Annotated in this window: 17 protein-coding genes; 6 read left to right on the top strand and 11 right to left on the bottom strand. The window is 64.9% G+C overall.

From position 1 onward, the window contains the following. Nucleotides 1-30 precede the first annotated feature (30 nt). From AABA51_RS05290 to AABA51_RS05280, 3 genes are all read right to left on the bottom strand, one after another. On the bottom strand, nucleotides 31-804 hold the full coding sequence (locus AABA51_RS05290) for a cyclase family protein (protein WP_338275118.1): 774 nt from the start codon (nucleotides 802-804) through the stop codon (nucleotides 31-33). Nucleotide 805: 1 nt separating this feature from the next. Continuing rightward, nucleotides 806-1,915, bottom strand: coding sequence for an FAD-dependent monooxygenase (locus AABA51_RS05285; RefSeq protein ID WP_338275116.1), 1,110 nt, complete (start codon nucleotides 1,913-1,915; stop codon nucleotides 806-808). Between the two features lie 101 nt (nucleotides 1,916-2,016). Continuing rightward, nucleotides 2,017-2,937, bottom strand: coding sequence for a LysR family transcriptional regulator (locus AABA51_RS05280; RefSeq protein ID WP_338275114.1), 921 nt, complete (start codon nucleotides 2,935-2,937; stop codon nucleotides 2,017-2,019). A gap of 105 nt (nucleotides 2,938-3,042) precedes the next feature. Here AABA51_RS05280 and AABA51_RS05275 point away from each other — a divergent pair, with 105 nt between their 5' ends. Both AABA51_RS05275 and AABA51_RS05270 read left to right on the top strand, forming a co-directional pair. Then, nucleotides 3,043-3,972 carry a VOC family protein gene (locus AABA51_RS05275; RefSeq protein WP_338275112.1) on the top strand — a complete coding sequence of 310 codons (930 nt, stop codon included), beginning with the start codon at nucleotides 3,043-3,045 and terminating at the stop codon, nucleotides 3,970-3,972. Beyond that, nucleotides 3,969-4,304 carry a Rieske (2Fe-2S) protein gene (locus AABA51_RS05270; RefSeq protein WP_338275109.1) on the top strand — a complete coding sequence of 112 codons (336 nt, stop codon included), beginning with the start codon at nucleotides 3,969-3,971 and terminating at the stop codon, nucleotides 4,302-4,304. Before AABA51_RS05275 ends, AABA51_RS05270 begins: the two co-directional genes overlap by 4 nt. A gap of 6 nt (nucleotides 4,305-4,310) precedes the next feature. Here the strand turns inward: AABA51_RS05270 and AABA51_RS05265 are convergent, their stop codons facing one another. The 4 genes from AABA51_RS05265 to AABA51_RS05250 are packed head-to-tail and all read right to left on the bottom strand — an operon-like array spanning nucleotide 4,311 to nucleotide 8,340. Next, complete coding sequence (locus AABA51_RS05265; RefSeq protein ID WP_338275107.1) at nucleotides 4,311-5,273, bottom strand: fumarylacetoacetate hydrolase family protein; 963 nt, start codon at nucleotides 5,271-5,273, stop codon at nucleotides 4,311-4,313. A 9-nt stretch (nucleotides 5,274-5,282) separates the two neighbouring features. Then, entirely contained in the window at nucleotides 5,283-6,182 is a 900-nt protein-coding gene (locus tag AABA51_RS05260) for an NAD-dependent epimerase/dehydratase family protein (protein WP_338275105.1), read from the bottom strand. Nucleotides 6,183-6,184: 2 nt separating this feature from the next. Further along, the gene (locus AABA51_RS05255; RefSeq protein ID WP_338275103.1) at nucleotides 6,185-7,186 is read right to left on the bottom strand and encodes an SMP-30/gluconolactonase/LRE family protein; all 1,002 of its coding nucleotides are present in this window, start codon (nucleotides 7,184-7,186) and stop codon (nucleotides 6,185-6,187) included. Further along, entirely contained in the window at nucleotides 7,183-8,340 is a 1,158-nt protein-coding gene (locus tag AABA51_RS05250) for an alpha/beta hydrolase family protein (RefSeq protein WP_338275100.1), read from the bottom strand. The genes AABA51_RS05255 and AABA51_RS05250 overlap by 4 nt, the downstream gene beginning before the upstream one ends. 505 nt (nucleotides 8,341-8,845) lie before the next feature. Between AABA51_RS05250 and AABA51_RS05245 the strand changes: the two genes are divergently transcribed. Then, entirely contained in the window at nucleotides 8,846-9,706 is an 861-nt protein-coding gene (locus AABA51_RS05245; protein WP_338275098.1) for a hypothetical protein, read from the top strand. Between the two features lie 275 nt (nucleotides 9,707-9,981). After that, nucleotides 9,982-10,557 (top strand): helix-turn-helix domain-containing protein, encoded by a 576-nt coding sequence (locus AABA51_RS05240; protein WP_338275095.1) that lies wholly within the window; start codon nucleotides 9,982-9,984, stop codon nucleotides 10,555-10,557. Here AABA51_RS05240 and AABA51_RS05235 read toward each other — a convergent pair. Next, nucleotides 10,554-11,879, bottom strand: coding sequence for a type II toxin-antitoxin system HipA family toxin (locus tag AABA51_RS05235; RefSeq protein ID WP_338275093.1), 1,326 nt, complete (start codon nucleotides 11,877-11,879; stop codon nucleotides 10,554-10,556). The genes AABA51_RS05240 and AABA51_RS05235 overlap by 4 nt on opposite strands. A 1-nt stretch (nucleotide 11,880) precedes the next feature. Beyond that, the gene (locus AABA51_RS05230; protein ID WP_338275090.1) at nucleotides 11,881-12,129 is read right to left on the bottom strand and encodes a helix-turn-helix domain-containing protein; all 249 of its coding nucleotides are present in this window, start codon (nucleotides 12,127-12,129) and stop codon (nucleotides 11,881-11,883) included. A 293-nt stretch (nucleotides 12,130-12,422) separates the two neighbouring features. Between AABA51_RS05230 and AABA51_RS05225 the strand changes: the two genes are divergently transcribed. After that, nucleotides 12,423-12,674 carry a helix-turn-helix domain-containing protein gene (locus AABA51_RS05225; RefSeq protein WP_338275088.1) on the top strand — a complete coding sequence of 84 codons (252 nt, stop codon included), beginning with the start codon at nucleotides 12,423-12,425 and terminating at the stop codon, nucleotides 12,672-12,674. Further along, nucleotides 12,674-13,990, top strand: coding sequence for a type II toxin-antitoxin system HipA family toxin (locus tag AABA51_RS05220; RefSeq protein WP_338275086.1), 1,317 nt, complete (start codon nucleotides 12,674-12,676; stop codon nucleotides 13,988-13,990). Before AABA51_RS05225 ends, AABA51_RS05220 begins: the two co-directional genes overlap by 1 nt. 149 nt (nucleotides 13,991-14,139) lie before the next feature. Here AABA51_RS05220 and AABA51_RS05215 read toward each other — a convergent pair whose 3' ends face one another. Then, a complete protein-coding gene (locus tag AABA51_RS05215; protein WP_338275083.1) occupies nucleotides 14,140-16,503 on the bottom strand; it encodes a hypothetical protein in 2,364 nt (787 codons plus the stop codon). Then, complete coding sequence (locus AABA51_RS05210) at nucleotides 16,500-18,044, bottom strand: hypothetical protein (RefSeq protein ID WP_338275080.1); 1,545 nt, start codon at nucleotides 18,042-18,044, stop codon at nucleotides 16,500-16,502. The genes AABA51_RS05215 and AABA51_RS05210 overlap by 4 nt, the downstream gene beginning before the upstream one ends. Between the last annotated feature and the right edge of the window lie 157 nt (nucleotides 18,045-18,201).

The following is an 18,201-nucleotide window of genomic DNA, read 5'->3' as shown; positions in this document are numbered from 1 at the left end:
GGTGATCGGTCCTGGTGCGGTTTGCGCCTGTCAGGCGTCGATGAGCGCCACCGGGCGGCACCAGCCCGCCGAGCCGCCCGCGACCTTGACCGGAAAGGCCATGACCTCGAAGCCCGTGGCGGGCAGGAGATCGAGATTGGCGAGCTTTTCCATGTGGCAATAGACGCAATCGGCCCCGGCCTTGTGCCCTTCCCAGAACAGGCTGTCATCGCCGGTTTCGCGCACGCGTTCCATCTGGCGGGCAAGGGGGGCGTCCCAGCTCCAGGCGTCGGTGCCGCACAGCCGCATGCCTTGCGCGGCGAGCCAGAGCGTCGCCTCGCGCCCCATGCCGCAGCCGGAGGCGACGTAATCGGGCTGGCCGTAGCGCGCCCCGGCTGCGGTGTTCACGAGCACGATGTCGCCCGGGCGCAGGTCATGGCCAATGCGGGACAGTTCCGCCCGAACCTCGGCCGCGGTGACGACATGGCCATGGGCCAGATGCCGGAAATCGAGCCGCACGCCGCGCCCCATGCACCAGTCGAGCGGGATCTCGTCGATGGTCAGCGCCCGTTCGCCCCCGTTCATCGTGGGATGGTAGTGCCAGGGCGCATCCATATGGGTGCCATTATGGGTGGTCATCTCGACCCGTTCGACGGCGGCCCCCTTGCCGCCCAGCTGGCGGGACACGGGCATGCCGAAGATGCGTTCGAAATCCCGCGCGCCCGCGTCGTGGTCGCTGTAGTGGATGGTGGGGCCAAGACCCGGCGGATCGGCGGCGATCCGGTCATCGAGCGTGACGGAGAGATCGATCAGGCGGCGGGCCATGTCAGATCGGCCCGCACATCATGCGGATGGTCTGCCCGGTGAGCGCGCCCACGTCGAAGGGCGGGATCAGGCCCATCTGCATCTCGCCGATCTTGAGCGAGTTGAGCGCGACATGGGACACGCGGTCGAAGCGGCGCGCGCGATAGGCGTCAAAGGCGGCCTCGGGCCTGTCGTGGCGTGCCAGTTCCTCGGCCAGGACCAGCGCATCCTCGATCGCCATGCCCGCCCCTTGGGCGAGATGCGGGGAGGAGGCATGGACCGCATCCCCGATCAGCACGACGCGGCCCACATGCCAGGGCTGATGCTCGAGGAACACCGCCTCGATGGGGCGGGCGACGACGCCCGCATCCTCGGTGATGGCGTCGAGATGGGGGACAAGCTGGGGGGCGGGCATCCTGGCGCGCGACCGCATGGCGGCGGCGGCCCCTTCGACGGGTTGGAAATGCCCCTCGGGTTCCTGGCTGACGAGGAAGAGATACATCAGGTCATCGGTCATCGGCACCAGCCCCGCATTGCAGGGACCGGCGAAGATATGGATCCCGTCGAGATCGGCGGGGATGGGCAGGTTGTAGCGCCAGACCCATTGCCCGGTGTAGCGGGGCTTGGGCGCATCGGGCAGGATGGCGGCACGCGTGCGCGAATAGATGCCATCGGCCCCCACCACGATGTCAAAGCGCGCGGTGGCGCCATCGGAGAAGGTCACATCCACGCCCGCGCCGTCATCTGCCATCGCGGCGACGGTGACGCCCAGCCGGATGCTTGCCCCCGCAGCCTTGGCCGCATCGCCCAGAACCTCTTGCAGGTCCTTGCGCCTGATGCCCGCGTTCGAGGGGTATTCGGGGCCTGCAAGGCGCGGCGTCTCGAAGGAGGCTTCCTGCACGCCGCCGGGGCCCACGAAGATGGTGGAGCGGTCAAAGCCGCGCGCCTTGGACAGGTAGCTGTCCAGCACGCCGATCTCCTTCATCGCGCGCACGACATTCATCTGCTGGATGATGCCCACGCCATAGACCGACCACGACGGGTCGCGTTCCACGATCTGGACCGAGAACCCCTTGCGGCAAAGCGCGATGGCCGCCGTCAGCCCGCCGATTCCCCCGCCGACAACAAGCACGTTTCCTGGCAACTTGTGACCTCCCTCACTCGTCTTGGGGAGGCTAGGCGAAAAAGATACATCACGGAAATGGAAAGAACCGATTTTCGTGATCGATCCTGTCAATACTTGGTCAGCTGCGCCCCGGCCCTGGCAAAGAGGTTCCGGATCCAGCCGATGCCGGGGTCCTGATCGCGGTAGCTGTGCCACTGCATCATCTGCCGGAAGGGCGGCATGTCGAAGGGCAAGGGGAAGTGCACGATCCCGGCGTCGGCCATCGTGTGATCGGCCAGATAGCTGTGAACCGTCGCGATGCGGCTGGTTCCGGCCACGAGATAGGGCAAGGAGAGGAAGGAAAAGGTCGTCATGTCCACCTGCCGCGTGACGCCCAGTTGCTTGAGGTAGCGGTCTTCGACGGGGGCGGACATGCCGCTGGTGTTGGGGGGCAGCATGACGGCGTGCCGGGCCGTGCTGTAGCGCGCGAGATCCATCCGGGCGCCCGCATGGGGACCATGGGCGCAGGCGATGACGACATAGCGATCCTCGAACAGAAGCTGCGAGGGATGTTCGGGCGAGATGAACAGGTCGGGGCTGATCAACAGATCGGCATCGCCGCGTTCGAGCATCATGTGCGGCGTGCTGCTTTGCGTCAGAAGGTTCAGCCGCACCCGCGCGTCCTGGCGTTCCATCTCGGCCAGAACGAGCGGGATCAGCACCCGCAGCGAATAGTCGGAGACCAGAACGTTGAAGGTGCGGCTGGATTGGGTGGGGTCGAATTCGGGATGGGTGTCGATCGTCGCCTCGATCCGCACGAGGATCTCGCGGATGGCGGGATGCATCGCCTCGGCGCGCGGTGTCACCTCCATCCGTTTGCCGACCTGCACCAGAAGCGGATCGTCGAAATACTGCCGCAGGCGGTTGAGCGCATTGGACATGGCCGATTGGCTCATGAACATCTTTTCGGCGGCAAGGCTGACCGATTTCAGCGTCACCAGATGATCGAGCGCCACCAGAAGGTTCAGATCGAGTTTCTTGAATCGCATGGTGATCTATCCACCAATCAGATGCATCGCATCCATGTTTCCAATTTCATGAATGCTACGGCATCCGCTAGCAACAGGTCAACAAACTGCGAAAGGACCTGCACGATGCGGATCATAGGGCCGGACGAACTGATCTTTGGCGTGGACAATATCGAGGCCTGCCGTGCCTTTCTGAGCGATTACGGGCTGAGCGAAAGCGCGCCGGATTGTTTCGAGGCGCTGGATCGCACCGCCGTCATCCTGCGCGACAGGAATGACCCCGCGCTGCCCCCGCCCTTGCCCACGGCCACGCGGCTGCGCGAAACGATCTGGGGGGTGGAGGATCAGGCCACGCTTGATGCCATCGCCGCCGAATTGTCGAAGGACCGCGAGGTGACGGTGGATGCCGACGGGCGGCTGCATACCGTGGATGACGGCGGGTTTCGCATCGGCTTTCAGGTGACGCGGCGCATCGTGCTGGACCTGCCGCCCGAGCGGATCAATTCGCCCGGTGCCGCACCGGGGCGCGCCCCCAACGAGATCGGCGCGAACGAGGATGCCCCCGCCCGTCCCCGCACGCTGAGCCATATCGTGTTTTTCGTGCCCGACATGGACAGGATGGCCAATTTCTACATCGACCGGCTGGGCTTCGTCGTCACCGACAAGTTCACCAATACCGGCCCCTTCCTGCGTCCGCAGGCCAATGACGACCACCACGTCCTGTTCATGATCCAGACGCCCGAATACATGCAGGGGCTGGAGCATCTGGCCTTTCACATGCAAGGACCGACCGAGCTGATGCTGGCGGGCAGCCGCATGGTGAAGAAGGGATACGAAAGCTTCTGGGGGCCGGGGCGGCACAAGTTCGGGTCGAACTGGTTTTGGTATTTCAACTCTCCGCTCGGGACCCATGTCGAATACGACGCCGACATGGACAAGCATGACGGCGACTGGACCCTGCGCGAAGTACCGATGTCCAAGGAGGCCGCCCAGATGTTCCTGTTCGAGAATGTCGCCAAATGGGCACCCGGCGGCCCGCCCCCCGGCAAGGGATGACGCTGCTCTGCCGGCTCGAGGATATCCCCGAGGGCGGCGCGCGCGGCGTGCTGCCCAATGCACGCGGGCGCGATGGCGTGGTGCTGTTGCGCCGGGGCGGGCGGGTCTATGCCTATGTCAACAACTGCCCCCATTATGACCGTGCGCCGCTTGGCTGGCGCAAGGATGCGTTTCTGAACGGGGATGGCACGCGCATCCTGTGCGCGGCGCATGGGGCGTTGTTCCGGATCGAGGATGGGGTGTGCGAGATCGGCCCCTGCCTTGGGCAGGCGTTGACGCCGGTGCCCGTGCGGATCGAGGGCGGCGCGGTCTGGCTGGATGCGCCGCCCTGAACGGGGTCAGGCGGGGATCACCCTTTGGTCGATGGCCCCGAAGAGCGGGCCACCATCGGCGGCGCGGCATTCCATCCGCACCCGGTCACCGAAGGACAGGAAGGGGGTCTGCGCATCGCCATGATCGAGCATCTCGATCGCGCGGCGTTCGGCGATGCAGGCCGACCCGACGCTGCGATAGGCGGCATTCGACACCGTGCCGGAGCCGATCACCGTGCCGGCGGGCAGGTGGCGGGAATAGGCGGCATGGGCCACAAGCGCGTCAAAGCCCACCGACATCTCGCCCCCGTGAGGGTTGCCAAAGGTCGCACCGTTCCAAGCGACCTGCAGGGGCAGGTGGATGCGCCCCCCGGCCCAGGCGGGGCCAAGCTCATCGGGGGTCAGGGCCACGGGGGCCATGGCGCAGGCGGGCTTGGCCTGTATCCAGCCAAAGCGCGTCTTCATCTCGGCCGCACCCAGCTTGCGCAGCGACCAGTCGTTGATCTGCACCAGAAGCGCGATTTTCGGCAGGGTGTCGGTCGTGCCCATCGGGACGGCGCTGGTCAGCACGCCGAATTCCCCTTCGAAATCGATCCCGTCCCCCTCGGACGGCAGGGGGACATCGGCGGCGGGCGCAAGGAAGCGGTCGGAAATCCCTTGATACATCAGGGGCTTGCCCGGGATCTTCTCGGCCTTGACGCCGAAGGCCTCGTCCATCAGGAGGCCGTGATTGTCGAAGGCCGAGCCGTCGAGCCAGGCCCAGGCGCGGGGCAGCGGGGCCATGGCCGTGGCGGGATCGAAAGGCGCACCGCCGCCCTGGTTGAGGGTATCGTATTCCGCCGCGAGCAGGGGGCGCAGGCTGTCCCAGCCTTCGAGCGCGGCTTGCAGGGTGTGGGCGGCCTCAGCGGGGGCGCAGCGGGCATTGTCGCGGCTGACGATATGGAGGCGTCCATCGGGCGTTCCATCGGGCAGGGTCGCAAGGCGCATCATCTCTCTCCTTCAGAAGGCGGCGCGCACCAGCGCGCGGGCGTCGGCATCGCGGGCAAAGCCCAGCGCCTCGGCGGCTGGGGTCAGAAGCGGGGGCTGGCGGCCGAAGGCTGCCATGATCGCGGGATCGGGCGCATGGGTGACGCGCGCGGCGCTGTCCGGGAATTCGGCCTGAAGGGCTGCGACCAGCGCATCGAAGCGCAAGGTGAGCGCGGGCAGGGTCAACACCCGGCGCGGCCCGAGGTCGGCCACGAAGGCGGCATGAACGAAGTTCCGCGCCACGTTCTCGACCGAGGCGAGCCATGTCGTGCCATCGGGGGACACGGGCAAAGTGATATCCTCCCCCCGCCGGAGGGCGTGAAAGACGCGGCTGAGGAAGGCGGTCTTGAGCCCCGCATCCGTCCCGTCGCGCGCCACGATCCCCGCCGGGCGCAGCGCCACGCCGTCAAGATCGCCGCGCCGCGCGAGCGTCGAAAGCCAGGTCTCGATCATCGCCTTTTGCGCGCCATAGATCAGGCGGGGGGCGGGGGGCGTATCATCATCGACCACGGGCGGCAGGGCGTCACCCAGCACCGCAACGGTGGAGGCGAAGACAAAGCGCACCCCCCTGCCCCGGAGCGCGCCCATCAGCGCCATCGTGGCGTCGATGTTCACGCGATGGGCAAGGGACGGGTCGGCTTCGGCCGCGCCGCCGGGAATGGCGGCCAGGTGGATCACGGCATCGGCGCCCATGATGGCCCGGGCGGTGAGATCGGGATGGGCCAGATCGCCGGTCAGACACTCGGCCCCCGGCAGGTCGGGCAGGTCCGCGTGATCGACAAGGCGGAGCGCCGTGACACGCGGATCGGCAGCCAGCAGATGCGCGATCCGCCTGCCCAGAAAGCCGCCCGCCCCGGTGATGACGACCCGCATTCCTACCATCCCGGAAGGGCAAGCCCGGCCACGGGCGACCGGAAAAACGGGATGCTTTTGCCCTGAAGCGAGCCGAGATAGACGGTTTTCAGATCCGGGCCCCCGAAGGTGAGCGAGGCCATCCAGCGGCAGAGCGTGCCGCCTGTGGCCTGCATGATCTCGGGCGTCAGCCGCGCCTCGGCCCATGCGGCGTCAAGTGCGGCCAAGGCTGCGGGATCGCCCCCCAGATCAAGGATCGTGTGGAGATCGCCCTTGGGCGTGATCGCCACCAGCCGGTCGGCCATCACGAGCGTCGTCCAGAGATTGCCATGGGCGTCAAAGGCGATCCCGTCGCAGAACCCGCCGACATTCGAGGGGCCATAGACCTCGCGCCCCGACAACCGGTCGCCATCGACGCGGAAGCGGGTGATGTGGCGGGCGGTGGTTTCGGCGACATAGAGCCACTCCCCCGTGGGATCGAAGCGCAGCTCGTTCGTGCCGCAGAGCCCGTCGGCGACGATCCGCGCGCCGCGCCCGTCGATCACCGCGATATAGCCGTCGCGCGACAGGCTGCGCACATGGTCGGTCCAGGGCTGCATGCGGGTGGTGACGGTCAGCCACAGCCGCCCTGCCGCGTCGCGGGCGACGAAATTGGCCTTGCCGATGCGCTGCCCGTCGATCTGGTCGAGCAACACCTCGGTCCGGCCATCGCGGGTCATCCGCTCCAGCCGCTCGGTGCCCCAATTGGCGATGAGGATCGTGCCGTCCTGGTCGAAGCAGAGGCCGTTGGGCAGGCTGCCCTCGGCCGCGACCAGGCGGTCATGGAAGCCCGTGGCCGTGTTGGCCTCGCCCTGCAGGATCAGCGCCTGCGCCCCGTCGGGGTCGATGCGCGTGACCCCGCCCCGCCCATCGGCGACCCAAAGCGTGCCGTCCCGCTCGGCCAGGATGCATTCGGGCCGCTCGAGCCCCTCGCCCAGGAAGCCGAGCGTGGCGGGGTCGACCCGGAATCCATCGAGCGGATTCATGCGGTGCGCCCGCCCAGCACCTCGGCCACCCAATCGGCGATATAGGCCCCGGCATTGGCGGAATTGTCGAAGCTCGAATGCTGCACGCCGCCCGTGCGTTCATCGAAGATCTTGAGTTCGCGCCTGGGGCTGTTGACCAGCTCGGCATAGGTTTTTTCCGCCCATTTCAACGGGATCTGGCTGTCATGCTTGCCATGGGTCACAAGGAAGGGCACCCGGATGCGGTCGAGGATGCCGTCGAGATGCACATCCTCGGCGATGCGCATGAAATCCTCGGTATCCCTGGCGCCCCAGACCCAGCAGACATGGGCCCAGTAATGGGGAACGGGGAAATTCCCCTCCTTTTCCAGCCGCCGTTTCTGCACGTCGCGCCAATCATGGTTCGCGCCCCAGACGACGCCCATGGCAAAGCGCGGCTCGAAGGCCACGGCGCGGGGGCAGTAATAGCCGCCAAGGCTGACCCCCTCCATCCCGATGCGGGCGGGGTCGATATCGGCCCGCGTCTCGAGCCAATCGACGATGCGGGAGGCCCAGTGTTCGCTGTCGAAGCGCGCAGTCAGGCCCCGCAGGCGCAGCGCATCGCCCGTGCCGGGTTGATCGACGATGAGCGAGGCGACGCCGCGTTCGGCCAGCCATTTGGGCAGGCCCACGAAATATTTCATCTCCTTCGTGCTATCGAGGCCGTTGACCTGCACCAGCACGGGTTGCGGCCCGGTCACGCCGCGCGCGGGCACGAAGAGGGCCGACAGGAAGCTGTCGCCATAGGGGATGCGCACCCGTTCGACGGCGGCATGGGTCAGGTCGAGCCCCAGGGCGAAGGTGTCGAGGAAACGCTCGTAGAGCGCCACCCGCCCCGGCGCGCCATGCGGTTGCAGGCGTTCGGCCGTCAGCAGGTAATTGGCCGCGCGCAGGTATTTGTCGCCCGCAGAGATCGCGCGCCCGGCGGCCCTGTCCTCATCGGCCAGGGCGCAGAGCCGGTCGGCCATGTCGGCCCATGTTGTGCGGAAGGCTGCGGTGCCTTCGGCATCGGGGGCTTGGGAGGCCGCGATCAGGGGGCCGCACATCTCGGCGATCTCGCCCATGCGCGCGCCCATCTCGATCGAGAGCATGACCGAAAGGTTCCACGGATAATTGGTCGGAAAATACTTGAACATCTGTCCCCACCCCAGCTTGCCCTTTGTCTTAGGTCACGGAGCGGGATCACGAAAATCACTAAGTCACATGGCGTTTATCGATTTGGTGAATTCACTATCCGATGGGGCGCGGCTGTTGGGAGGGCGGACGCCGGCAAACGGGGTGTCAGCGCCGCGAGGATTTGGCCGATGGGCGGCAGGCTCGAGGGGGCGAGAAAAGCCCAAGCGCGCAGGTGATACGCGGCGTGACGTTGCGGGGGCTGGGAAGTGGTGCCCGGGGGCGGAATCGAACCACCGACACGAGGATTTTCAATCCCAGATTGTGGATGGAAGATCAGGCGGTTACGGGCGAAATTTTTGTCAAACCCACTACGGAAAATCAGGCACTTACGGGCCGATTGTCAAACCATTTGCGGGCCCGGAAAGGGGCTTTGGGCGGATGGTGCGGCGGCGTTTTCCATTCTGTCAAGCGGAATGATCCGCCGCCCTTGACGCTTCGCCGTGCCTCCTTCCCGGAGGCCTGCGCATGAGCTGGAAGATCGCCAATCGCTGCGCCGACCGGATCTTCGGCAGCGCCGCCCGCAAGCAGATCATCATGTTCCTGGCCGACAAGGCGAGCGATGACGGCTCGGGCATCTGGTGCTCCAAGGGCACGATCCAGCGCCACACCGAACTGGGTGAAAGCACCGTCAAGCGCACCATCACCGACTTCCTGCGCGAAGGCATCCTGATCGAGACCGGGCGGCGTCCCTGCAAGAACGGTTTCACCGTCATCTACCGGATCGTTCTCGACCGCGTGATGGCCTTGGAAAGCTCCGCCGAACCTGACGAAGGAACGGGGTCCATGGTGGACCCCGTCCAGCGTGACCCCGGTAGGGGGTCCATGGTGGACGGGGTACGGGGTCCACGGTGGACCCCAAACCACCCTGAAACCATCCATAAACCACCTACGCGCAAGCGCGCGGAGGCGGCGGCGGTGGATGAAAGGGTTGAAAGGATCTGGGCCGCCTACCCCAAGGACCGGCAGCGCGGGAAGGCGGCGAGCGTGAGCGCGATTGCCGAGGCGCTGGCCGAAGGCATCGACCCCGACGACCTGCTGCGCGCCGTTCAGGCCTATGCGACCGAAAGCGCGGGCTTCACCCGCTCCAAGGTCTGTTTCTCGGACAACTGGTTCGCTGCCCGCCGGTGGCAACGGTTCCTTGAGGCGATGGCCGAGGAACGGCAGGCGCACAAGGCGCTGACCGCAGATCACCACGCCCGACTGGCCGCTTGGGTCCGCGACCGCAGCCCGATGTGCAAGCACATCACCGCCCCGCAGGTGACGGCGCTGGTGGCTGCGGGGCTGGTGACCGATGGCCAGCTGCGCGCGGCGGGGTTGACGGGATGAGGGGCGCGTTTTGCGCAGGTTGCGCCGCCCATCGCGTCCCGTGCATCGCGTCCCGTGCATCGCGCTTTCCGGAGCGTGCGCCCTGTCTCGCGTCCTTTGCGCCGCGCTCCCCGCACCCTGCAGTGCGCATCGCGTTTCCCGCATCGCGTCCCCTGCGCCCCGTCCAACCAAGCAAACCCATCGAAACGGACTCCAAGCCCCTGACCCGCCTCCGCTGACGCTGGGAGGCGGGGGGCCTGGAGGAAGTTGGCAAGAAATAGGAACGTAAACTTCACATGCGCCACCATCGCAAACTGACCGAGGAAGAACGCCGCCAGATCATCGAGGCCCGCGCTGAGGGCACATCAGCCGCCGTTCTGGCCCACCGCTTCGGCGTCTCGCCCCGAACGATCTACAACACGCTGAGCCGGGCCAAAGGCACGCGCCCTCGCCCCACCAAGACGATCAGCATGCGCCTGAGCGCGCGCCAACTTGCGGGGTTTCAGGCCGCATTGGTGCGTCGCGGCATCACCGACCAACCCGCCGCCCTGCGACGTCTGATGGAAGCGGCCGACATCCTGCTGCGCCCAGTGGATCAGGTTGTGCTCGACCACCTGCAAGCCTGGGGCGCGCAAGTCGCCACCGAAGGCGCTGCCGTCAACCACATTGCCCGCAAGCTGAACGAGGCAAAACTGCGCGGCCGCCCGCTGCCCTTCACCGAAGACGACATGACCATGATCCGCACCTTCGCCGGGGGTCTGGTCGAATTCGCCGAGGCGTTTCGCAGTCTGTGGGAGGCACAGCTGGCCGCGAAAACGCGCGAGGTCGACAAGGCGTTGGAGGGGTTGGCCGCAGATGCTCCGGAGCCCTAAAGCAGCTCCCGCATCTGCGCCGCCCGCTGCGTCGCATCGCTTGCGATCGGCTCGCTGACCGCCGCCGGGACCTGATCGCCTACCGCCAGAAGCGCCCGCTCCAGCGCGGGGCCCAGCCGATCGGTCATCTCCTGCAACAACTCGAGGGCGCGGCCCTTGGGCAGACCTGCCGCGCGGCCCTCGGCCTCGAAGTGGCGCGGCACGATCTCGTCGATGCCGTAATGGCCGTCGATCGACATTGCGAGGCGGTAGCGCTTGCGCTGCAAGCGTCCGGCGCGGACGACCGCGGCGACGCTCAGGATGTCATAGAGGGGCGCGAGGGTGAATCGCGCCCGACGCCCCAGACGCAGGCTGAAGTTCTTGGCGTGCCCGTCCGAGGCCCCGATCAGGAAGAAGAAGATCTGCGCCCGGAAGAAAGTCTCCCGGTCCTCGATGGGCGTATCGGATTCCCGCAAAAGCTCCATGATCTGCGCGACGCCGGGGCCGCCGAGCCTCTGGTATTTCATGGCAGAAGGGTAACCCAACGACTGACAGATATCCTCTTGCGGCAGGCGTTTCAGGGTGTCGCCGTGCCAGACGCGGTCGAACCGCTCGACCGACAGCACGACCTGCCCGGGCAATGTGAGCTTTTCGACCTGCGCGACGGGCAGGCCGATTTCGCCCGCCAGGGTCATGCAGAAGAGTTCATTCTCGACGCTGTCGCTCAGGTCGATCTGCTCGGGGCCGGGAATGAGGCCCATGGGCGTCTTGAAGATATGGCTGGTCGGCGTGATGCCGCGCGGCTTGGCCCATTGGCCATTGATCCGCAGATAGGCCGTCTTCTCCTGCGCACCGGCGATGGAGATCCGGAAATCCTCGTCTTCGCTCAGGGCGAGCGGCGCGGCGGCAAGGTTCTTCAGGTCGGCGACCATCTCCTCTTCGGAAATGATGCGATACTGCATGTCCTGTTCGGATGGGGCCTCGTCCACCGGCAGGAATTGCAGCGCGCCGACACAGTCGCGCCCCAGCACGGACAGCAGAGAGAACACATCCTTGCCCTGCGCCCCGACACGCGCGGCAATCTTCTCGCGCAGCTCGCCTTCGGCATCGGGCAGGAGGTTGTCGAAGGCGGCGATAGCGGGATCGCCCTGCCATTTGAGCCTGGTCAGCGGCAGGGCGCTGGCGACCGGAAAAGCGGCCTCGGACGCGAGCCAGTCGGGATCGTAGGAGAAGGCGATGGCCCCATCCGTCGCGCGGGTCAGCGTGCCCACCCGCGCCCTTTCGTACCAGACGGCGGTCTTGCTTTGGCGTGTGCGGCGGCCCGCGCGGGCGATGCGTGCCATTTTATGGCCGCCCAGGGTCGGCTATACGATCCGTCGCGGACAGTTCCGCGCCGAGGGCCTCGAGAAGACGCAGATAGACATCGAGGCTGACGGAAACGACTCCGTTCTCGATGTCGGAAATGGTGGATTGCGCTGTGCCCGTCATCTCGCCAAGCTGCTTCTGGCTGATCTTCCGCGCCGCGCGCCGCGCCTTCAGCACGGCCCCGGCTTGGCGGAGGCTTCGGATGGGGTATGCGGGCAAGGTGTCCATGGCTCCCTGATAGCTCAAGGACGATATTTTGTCAATATAGCGCAAGAGCTATAAGCGTCGCATATAGCCCATGGGCTAATTCTCAATCTCTGTGCGTAGAGGAAATACATGCCGACCGGCATCAAGTAGCCATCCCGTACATGGTCGACGATCCACCACCACTCGCCCGGCAGAAGGCAAAGACGAACGAAGATGGAAAATGTCTGGGGGGTCATAAATCGCAATTATCACCCACAGAACATATTGACTCCATATGATCTCCCGATCATCTTCGTCGGGAAAGGATTACCCGGATGGATCAGATCGCCCGCACCACCAAGGACCTCGGCCAGACCCTGCGCGCCGCCCGCAAGGCCAAAGGCCTGACGCAGGCCGAGCTTGCCGCCCGCGCGGGCGTCTGGCAGCGCACAGTGTCCAACATCGAGACCGGCGCCAGCGGCGCCAAGGCGGAGACGATCTTCGACCTGCTGGCAGCGCTCGACCTCGAACTGCGGATCGTGCCGCGCAGCAAGATGACCCCGCGTGATCTCGAGGACATCTTCTGATGGGGCGCAAGCGCGCCTATGCGCCGCTCGACGTCTACATGAACGGCCGCCGCGTGGGACAATATTTCCGCGCGCCGGACGGGGCCTTCGCCTTCACCTATGCGGCGGAATGGCTGGCCTGGGAGAACACGCTGCCCATCTCGCGCGCCCTGCCCCTGCGGCCCGAGCGCTACACCGGCCCGCCCGTGATCGCGGTTTTCGAGAACCTGCTGCCCGACAGCGACCTGATCCGCCGCCGTGTGGCGGAACGCGTGGGCGCGGATGGTGTGGACGCCTACAGCCTGCTCGCGCGGATCGGGCGCGATTGCGTGGGCGCGCTGCAATTCCTGCCCGAGGGCGAGGAGCCCGGCGATGCCCGCGCGCTGACCGGTGAGCCGTTGAGCGACGCTCGGATTGGCGCCATGCTGAGCGATCTGGCGCAGACCCCGCTTGGCATCCGGGCCGAGCAGGATTTCCGCATCTCCGTCGCCGGCGCACAGGAAAAGACCGCGCTCCTGTTCCACGATGGGCAATGGGTTCTGCCGACCGGCACAACGCCCACGACCCATATCCTTAAGCCCGCCATCGGCCGCCTGCCCAATGGCATGGACCTGACCGACAGCATCGAGAACGAACACTTCTGCCTGCGCCTGCTGGCGGGCTTCGGACTGCCCGTGGCACGGACCGAGATCGCGGATTTCGAAAGGACGCGCGCGCTGGTCGTTGAGCGCTTCGACCGGCTGCGCGCCCGGGACGGTCGCCTGATCCGCCTGCCGCAGGAGGATTGCTGCCAGGCCCTGTCTGTGCCCCCGACCCGCAAGTACCAGAACGAGGGCGGTCCGGGGATCGTGGAAATCTGCGATCTGCTGACCGGCAGCGACGAGCCGCAGCGCGACCGGGCGGATTTCCTGAAGGCCGTGATCCTGTTCTGGCTGATCGGGGCGACGGACGGGCACGCCAAGAACTTCAGCATCGCCCTGATGCCCGGCGGGCGTTTCCGCATGACGCCGATCTACGACGTGCTGACGGTGCAACCCTCGCTCGATGCGGGGACGTTGCAGATCAAGGACATGAAGCTCGCCATGCGCGCCGGCCAAGGGCGGCACTACCGGGTCGTGGACATCCACGGTCGGCACTTCGTGGAGACGGCGCTGGCGGCGGGGTTCTCTCGTGAACAGGTGACGGGGGTGTTCGAGGACATTCGTGGGCGGGCGGAGCGGGCATTTGAAGGGGCATTGGCGGAGATGCCGCCGGGGTTTCCCGAGGGGCTGGTGGCCTCAGTCAGGCTGGGGTTCGAGCAGAGGGTGGCGCGATTGGTCGCGGGAAATGACGGATGAAGTGCAGGGCAGGAAGTGGTCATTCGCTGTCTGAACTGCGCAGGTCTGGTTTTCGAACTTTTCCTAAATCCAACAGCGTCAACTGAAACGCTGGCAACAACTTGCATCACACGGCGATCGGCGCATCTTGCGTATACGGGACAATAGCCTCACGAACATGACAAGCGCGTACCGGGAATTAGCGCCAGGCGATCAGCAAACCTTTCGTCCAGCCGCGCTGTAAATTCATCGAAATATCTCCTGTCCTCGTCGACAGTCCCGATGATCGAAGCGACCTGCGCCGCTAGGGCTTTCGCCAGACCTTCCAGTGGTCCACGCAGGTCAGCAGTCTTGGAATGTGAAGCTGCGGCAGTCGCTGCCGCCTTTGCCGCCCAGTCTGCCATGGCGAGGTATTCAAGTACGCGCTTCTGCTCGCCCTCATCTTGCGCCACCTGCAGCTTCTGCAGCGCCCGCGCGGTGCCAAAATGCTGCTTGAGCAACCGTCCGACCAGCCGCGGCCAGTCGTAGCTGTCCTTGGTATGGATTGGCAGGATCTGAGTTGGTAGCGCAGCCCCTCGGATCGGTTGAGCATGGGAAAGCAGGATTTGGAGGAGAGCACGAAGACGCACAAGTTCCGCGGTACTGATCGGCTTGCCTCTCAGCAATCGGCATCTTGCCTCGAATGCGTCGACTGCCTCTTTCATCTTTTTCGCAGTGGCCACGGCCTGCTTCGTGGCTTTTGCTGGTTTCGTCGGTTCTGCTTGCGGTGTGGATGGTACGGCATCACTCGGTGCCGCAGGTTCGGTCATGCGGAAATCCATGGCCGCAATCGCCTTCAATTCTCGATCTTCATCAGCGTCAAGATCCAGCCCGACGAGGCCGATGATCCGGTTGAGCGCCGCGCTCAGGGTGTTGGCCGGGCTGTCGTGTCGACCGAAAAAACCGTCCGAAATCTGGCTTCCCTGCGCCATTGCACTGCTGCGTACCCGCACGAATTCGTCATAGGAGAGGATCGCATGGACCTGCTCGGTTGATGCAGCCGAGGGAGGGGAAAAGGCCCTCGGTGCAGGATCTTCAGTCGCACCGGTTTCTTCAAGCTCCAGTGCTTCCAGTTGGTTCAGGGTCTCGATCAGGATCAGGTCTTCGTTCATCGCCTCGGCAAGGATATCCGTCAGCGACTTCTTGCGACCTTGCGCGGGTGGTAGCGTGCGGACGGCGAGGACATCGAGATCAATGACCTGGACCGGCGCGGATACGGAGCCATCGGCAAAGTGGACGATTCCGGACTTAGGACGTCCTGCTTCGAGGTCCAAGCGCCAAGCCGTGTCGCCTCCTTGCGCGAGGTCAATCCGATTGCCGAACTGGACCTCTTCACGGTCCTGCAAGGTGATGGCAGTGGCCGATCCAGGCACAAAACTGGCTGGCGGCTTCCAGACCAACCTTCCCAACTGCAAGATCATCGTCCCGCCATCGGTGTACGCCTCGCACGAAGGACTTTTCACCGTGGCGGAGGTCAGTTCGTGGAGATCATTCGGCTGCAACGGCGCATCGCGGTAGCTCTCCAGGCCAAGCGCTGCGAGGGCCGTTCCCGGCGGAACGCGTTTGTAGATCCCGGCTTCGGCATTGCCGCGCACAATCGTTGGGCCGAGCAAGGCAGGCAAGGTGCAGTTCATGCTGCCCGAAATCACGTGATCCCATGCCTGGCCTCGTGCAATCACCAGCTTGGCGTGGACAAACCTCTTGCTGTCGGACGTGTCGACCTTGAAAATCCCGATGTCCGAGAACCGCGGCAGTTCGGATTTCGGGAAGTAGGTCGAAGCGGCGTCGATCAGCAAATCCGTCGGCGGGTCGCCCATAATGGCCCTCAATCTTGCCAGCCCTTCGAGTTTCACGTCCCAATAGGGCGACACGACAATCAAGCGCTCTATCCGATCATCGCCCACGCTTGCAGCGATCTGGTCCAGCATGGTCGCGTCCGGGCGATCATGCAGCAGGGAGACTTCAAGCTCAGCCTCTTTCTCTGGGAAAGGGGTTTCCATCACCTCGCGCAGCCATGGCGATGAACGAAGCGCCCGCTGCATCGCCGTTGCAAACCAAAGGTCGTCCGAGGGGACCTTGCTGCGAATGTAGTTCAGTGCCGCAGCAAAATGGTGGGCATTGCCCGTCGCGTCTTCGCCGTAAGAGAGGCTGGCGACCAGTTCCCTGTTTCCACCGAGGCCGAGCGCGGTGAGATTGGCAGAGCCGATCAGCAATCGGCCCTTCTTCGCCCCGACGAGCAACGTGATCTTCGGGTGGAAGGCACCCGGCGCATCTGCCTTGATAAGGTGATAGCTGCTTCCCGCGAATTTCGGCGGGCCCAGTTCTGCAAAGCTCTGGTTGACCATCTGCCGATCGGCAAGGATCACGATGTTCCGGCAGCCCGCCCCCCGCAGCCGCGAGAATGGCACGTCCTCGAAGGCCTGCGCCCCGAAGGCGTAAGTTGTCAGAAATGCCGAATGAAATCCCCTTTCGGCGAATACATCAAAGTACTTCATGCGGCATCAAGCTCCGCGCGGCCGATCTCGGTCAGCCCTTCATCGTCAATCAGCTTGACGTCCCGAAGGAACCGCATGGCTTGATCCAGGCGCGGGCTGCTTGGCGACACCCGGAAGCGATCTCTGTACCGCAGCAAACCCTCCTCGGGCTCGATCAGGAAGGTATAGGCTTTTTGGTTGCGGAACTTACGCGACGCCACCCAGAGATGGCGTTTCAGGACACGTTCACGAACCAAGGCGACAAGGACAGTCCGCGCATTCTCCTGCTCTCGCACCTGCAGGTATTTGACTTCTGTTCGCAGCGACTGGAAGTGGTCCGGCGCATTCAGCGCGCTGTCCAGCAACTCGCCGAAGGCTACCGCCCGTTCGACTATCGCCGCGACAAGCGCCACGACAGATTGCATTCGCGTTGCCCGATCCCCCGAAGCCCGGGCCTCGATCATGCGCTCGTCAGCCAACCGCGCGGCCTTGGCCGGATCCAAGCCTTCGAGCAGGCTCGCGGAGTAGTCCCGCCAAGTCATGCCACCGGGCACGTCGACAAGGCCGACCAATTCCGTCACCACATCACCGAGCGGCATACGCCCCAGTTCAGCTTCTTGCAGAATGTCCAAGGCAAGATCGAGGATGTTCTCATAGGCAAGCCGCATGAGATCACATGCCTGATAAAGCGCCCACATGACGCGAACGTTCTCGATGGCTGGAGCGGGTTCGGGTTCCGGATGGCCAGCACTGAACCATTCCCATTTCACGGCCTCGGCGCGCGGCACCTCCTTCGTCGCACCAATGAGCTGCAGAAGCATAATTGCGGTGGATCTTCGCAGCTTGTCGGGCGCGATTGCTGGCGATAACTGGCCAAGCAGCACTTGGACGAGCTGCCGATGTTCGGCGCTGCCCGCCACGATCTCTGAGGGTTGCATCGGCGCCATCCGGTCGAGATCAGCTAGCGTCACTGTTCCGGCTTTCACACAGCGCAGGAATGCAGTGCCGAGCTCGCCAATCTCCGCGGCGAAAGCCTCTGCCAGTGGAAGTGCGCGGTTCGTGCAGACTGCAATCGGGTTCCGATCATCGCCAAGTGTGATCAGGCCCATCTCGAACATCTGGGTGGCATAGATGCCGCCGAAAGCACCGCCCTTATTGCGCAAGTAGCGCTGGCCGACGTCCGTGTCCGGATCGGCCCCGACGGAGAAGTCGATGATGGTTTCCGGATCGTTCGGAACGTCGCCTAGTTGCTTTTGCGCCCAGTCTATCCCGGCAACGCCCAATTCAGTCGCGCCCCGTGCAGCAATAAGGGCAAAGAGGGTCTCACAGCGTCGCTGGAACGCCCGGAATGCAATGGGATCGGTGTTTCCTTGCTCTCTTGCGTAGACTTCGAGCATCCAGACGAAAAACGAATAGTACCTGAAGCGAAGCGTGATGGTGCTGATGCCGGGCAGCAGGGATTGATAGATCGCTTCGATGGGGCGTTGCATTCCAAGGGGATCGAGGCCGCCATCCTGGCCGAGTTCAGTCCATTCAGGGAAGCCCGGCCCAAAATCCTTCATCGTCAATCCACCGTCTAGAGAGCCGCAGGGTGATGATGGCGGGAACTAGAATCGGGCGCAACAGCGAGTTGCCCGCCGTTGCATGCGATTACCGGATTCTGCGCTCTGCTGCGGGTTTGCCGATGTGGCGTTGATGTAAACCGCAACGCCGAAAACT

This window comes from Roseicyclus marinus (genome assembly GCF_036322625.1).
In the GTDB taxonomy this organism is placed as follows: Bacteria; Pseudomonadota; Alphaproteobacteria; order Rhodobacterales; family Rhodobacteraceae; genus Roseicyclus; species Roseicyclus marinus_A.
This window is presented reverse-complemented; position numbering and strand designations above follow the sequence as displayed.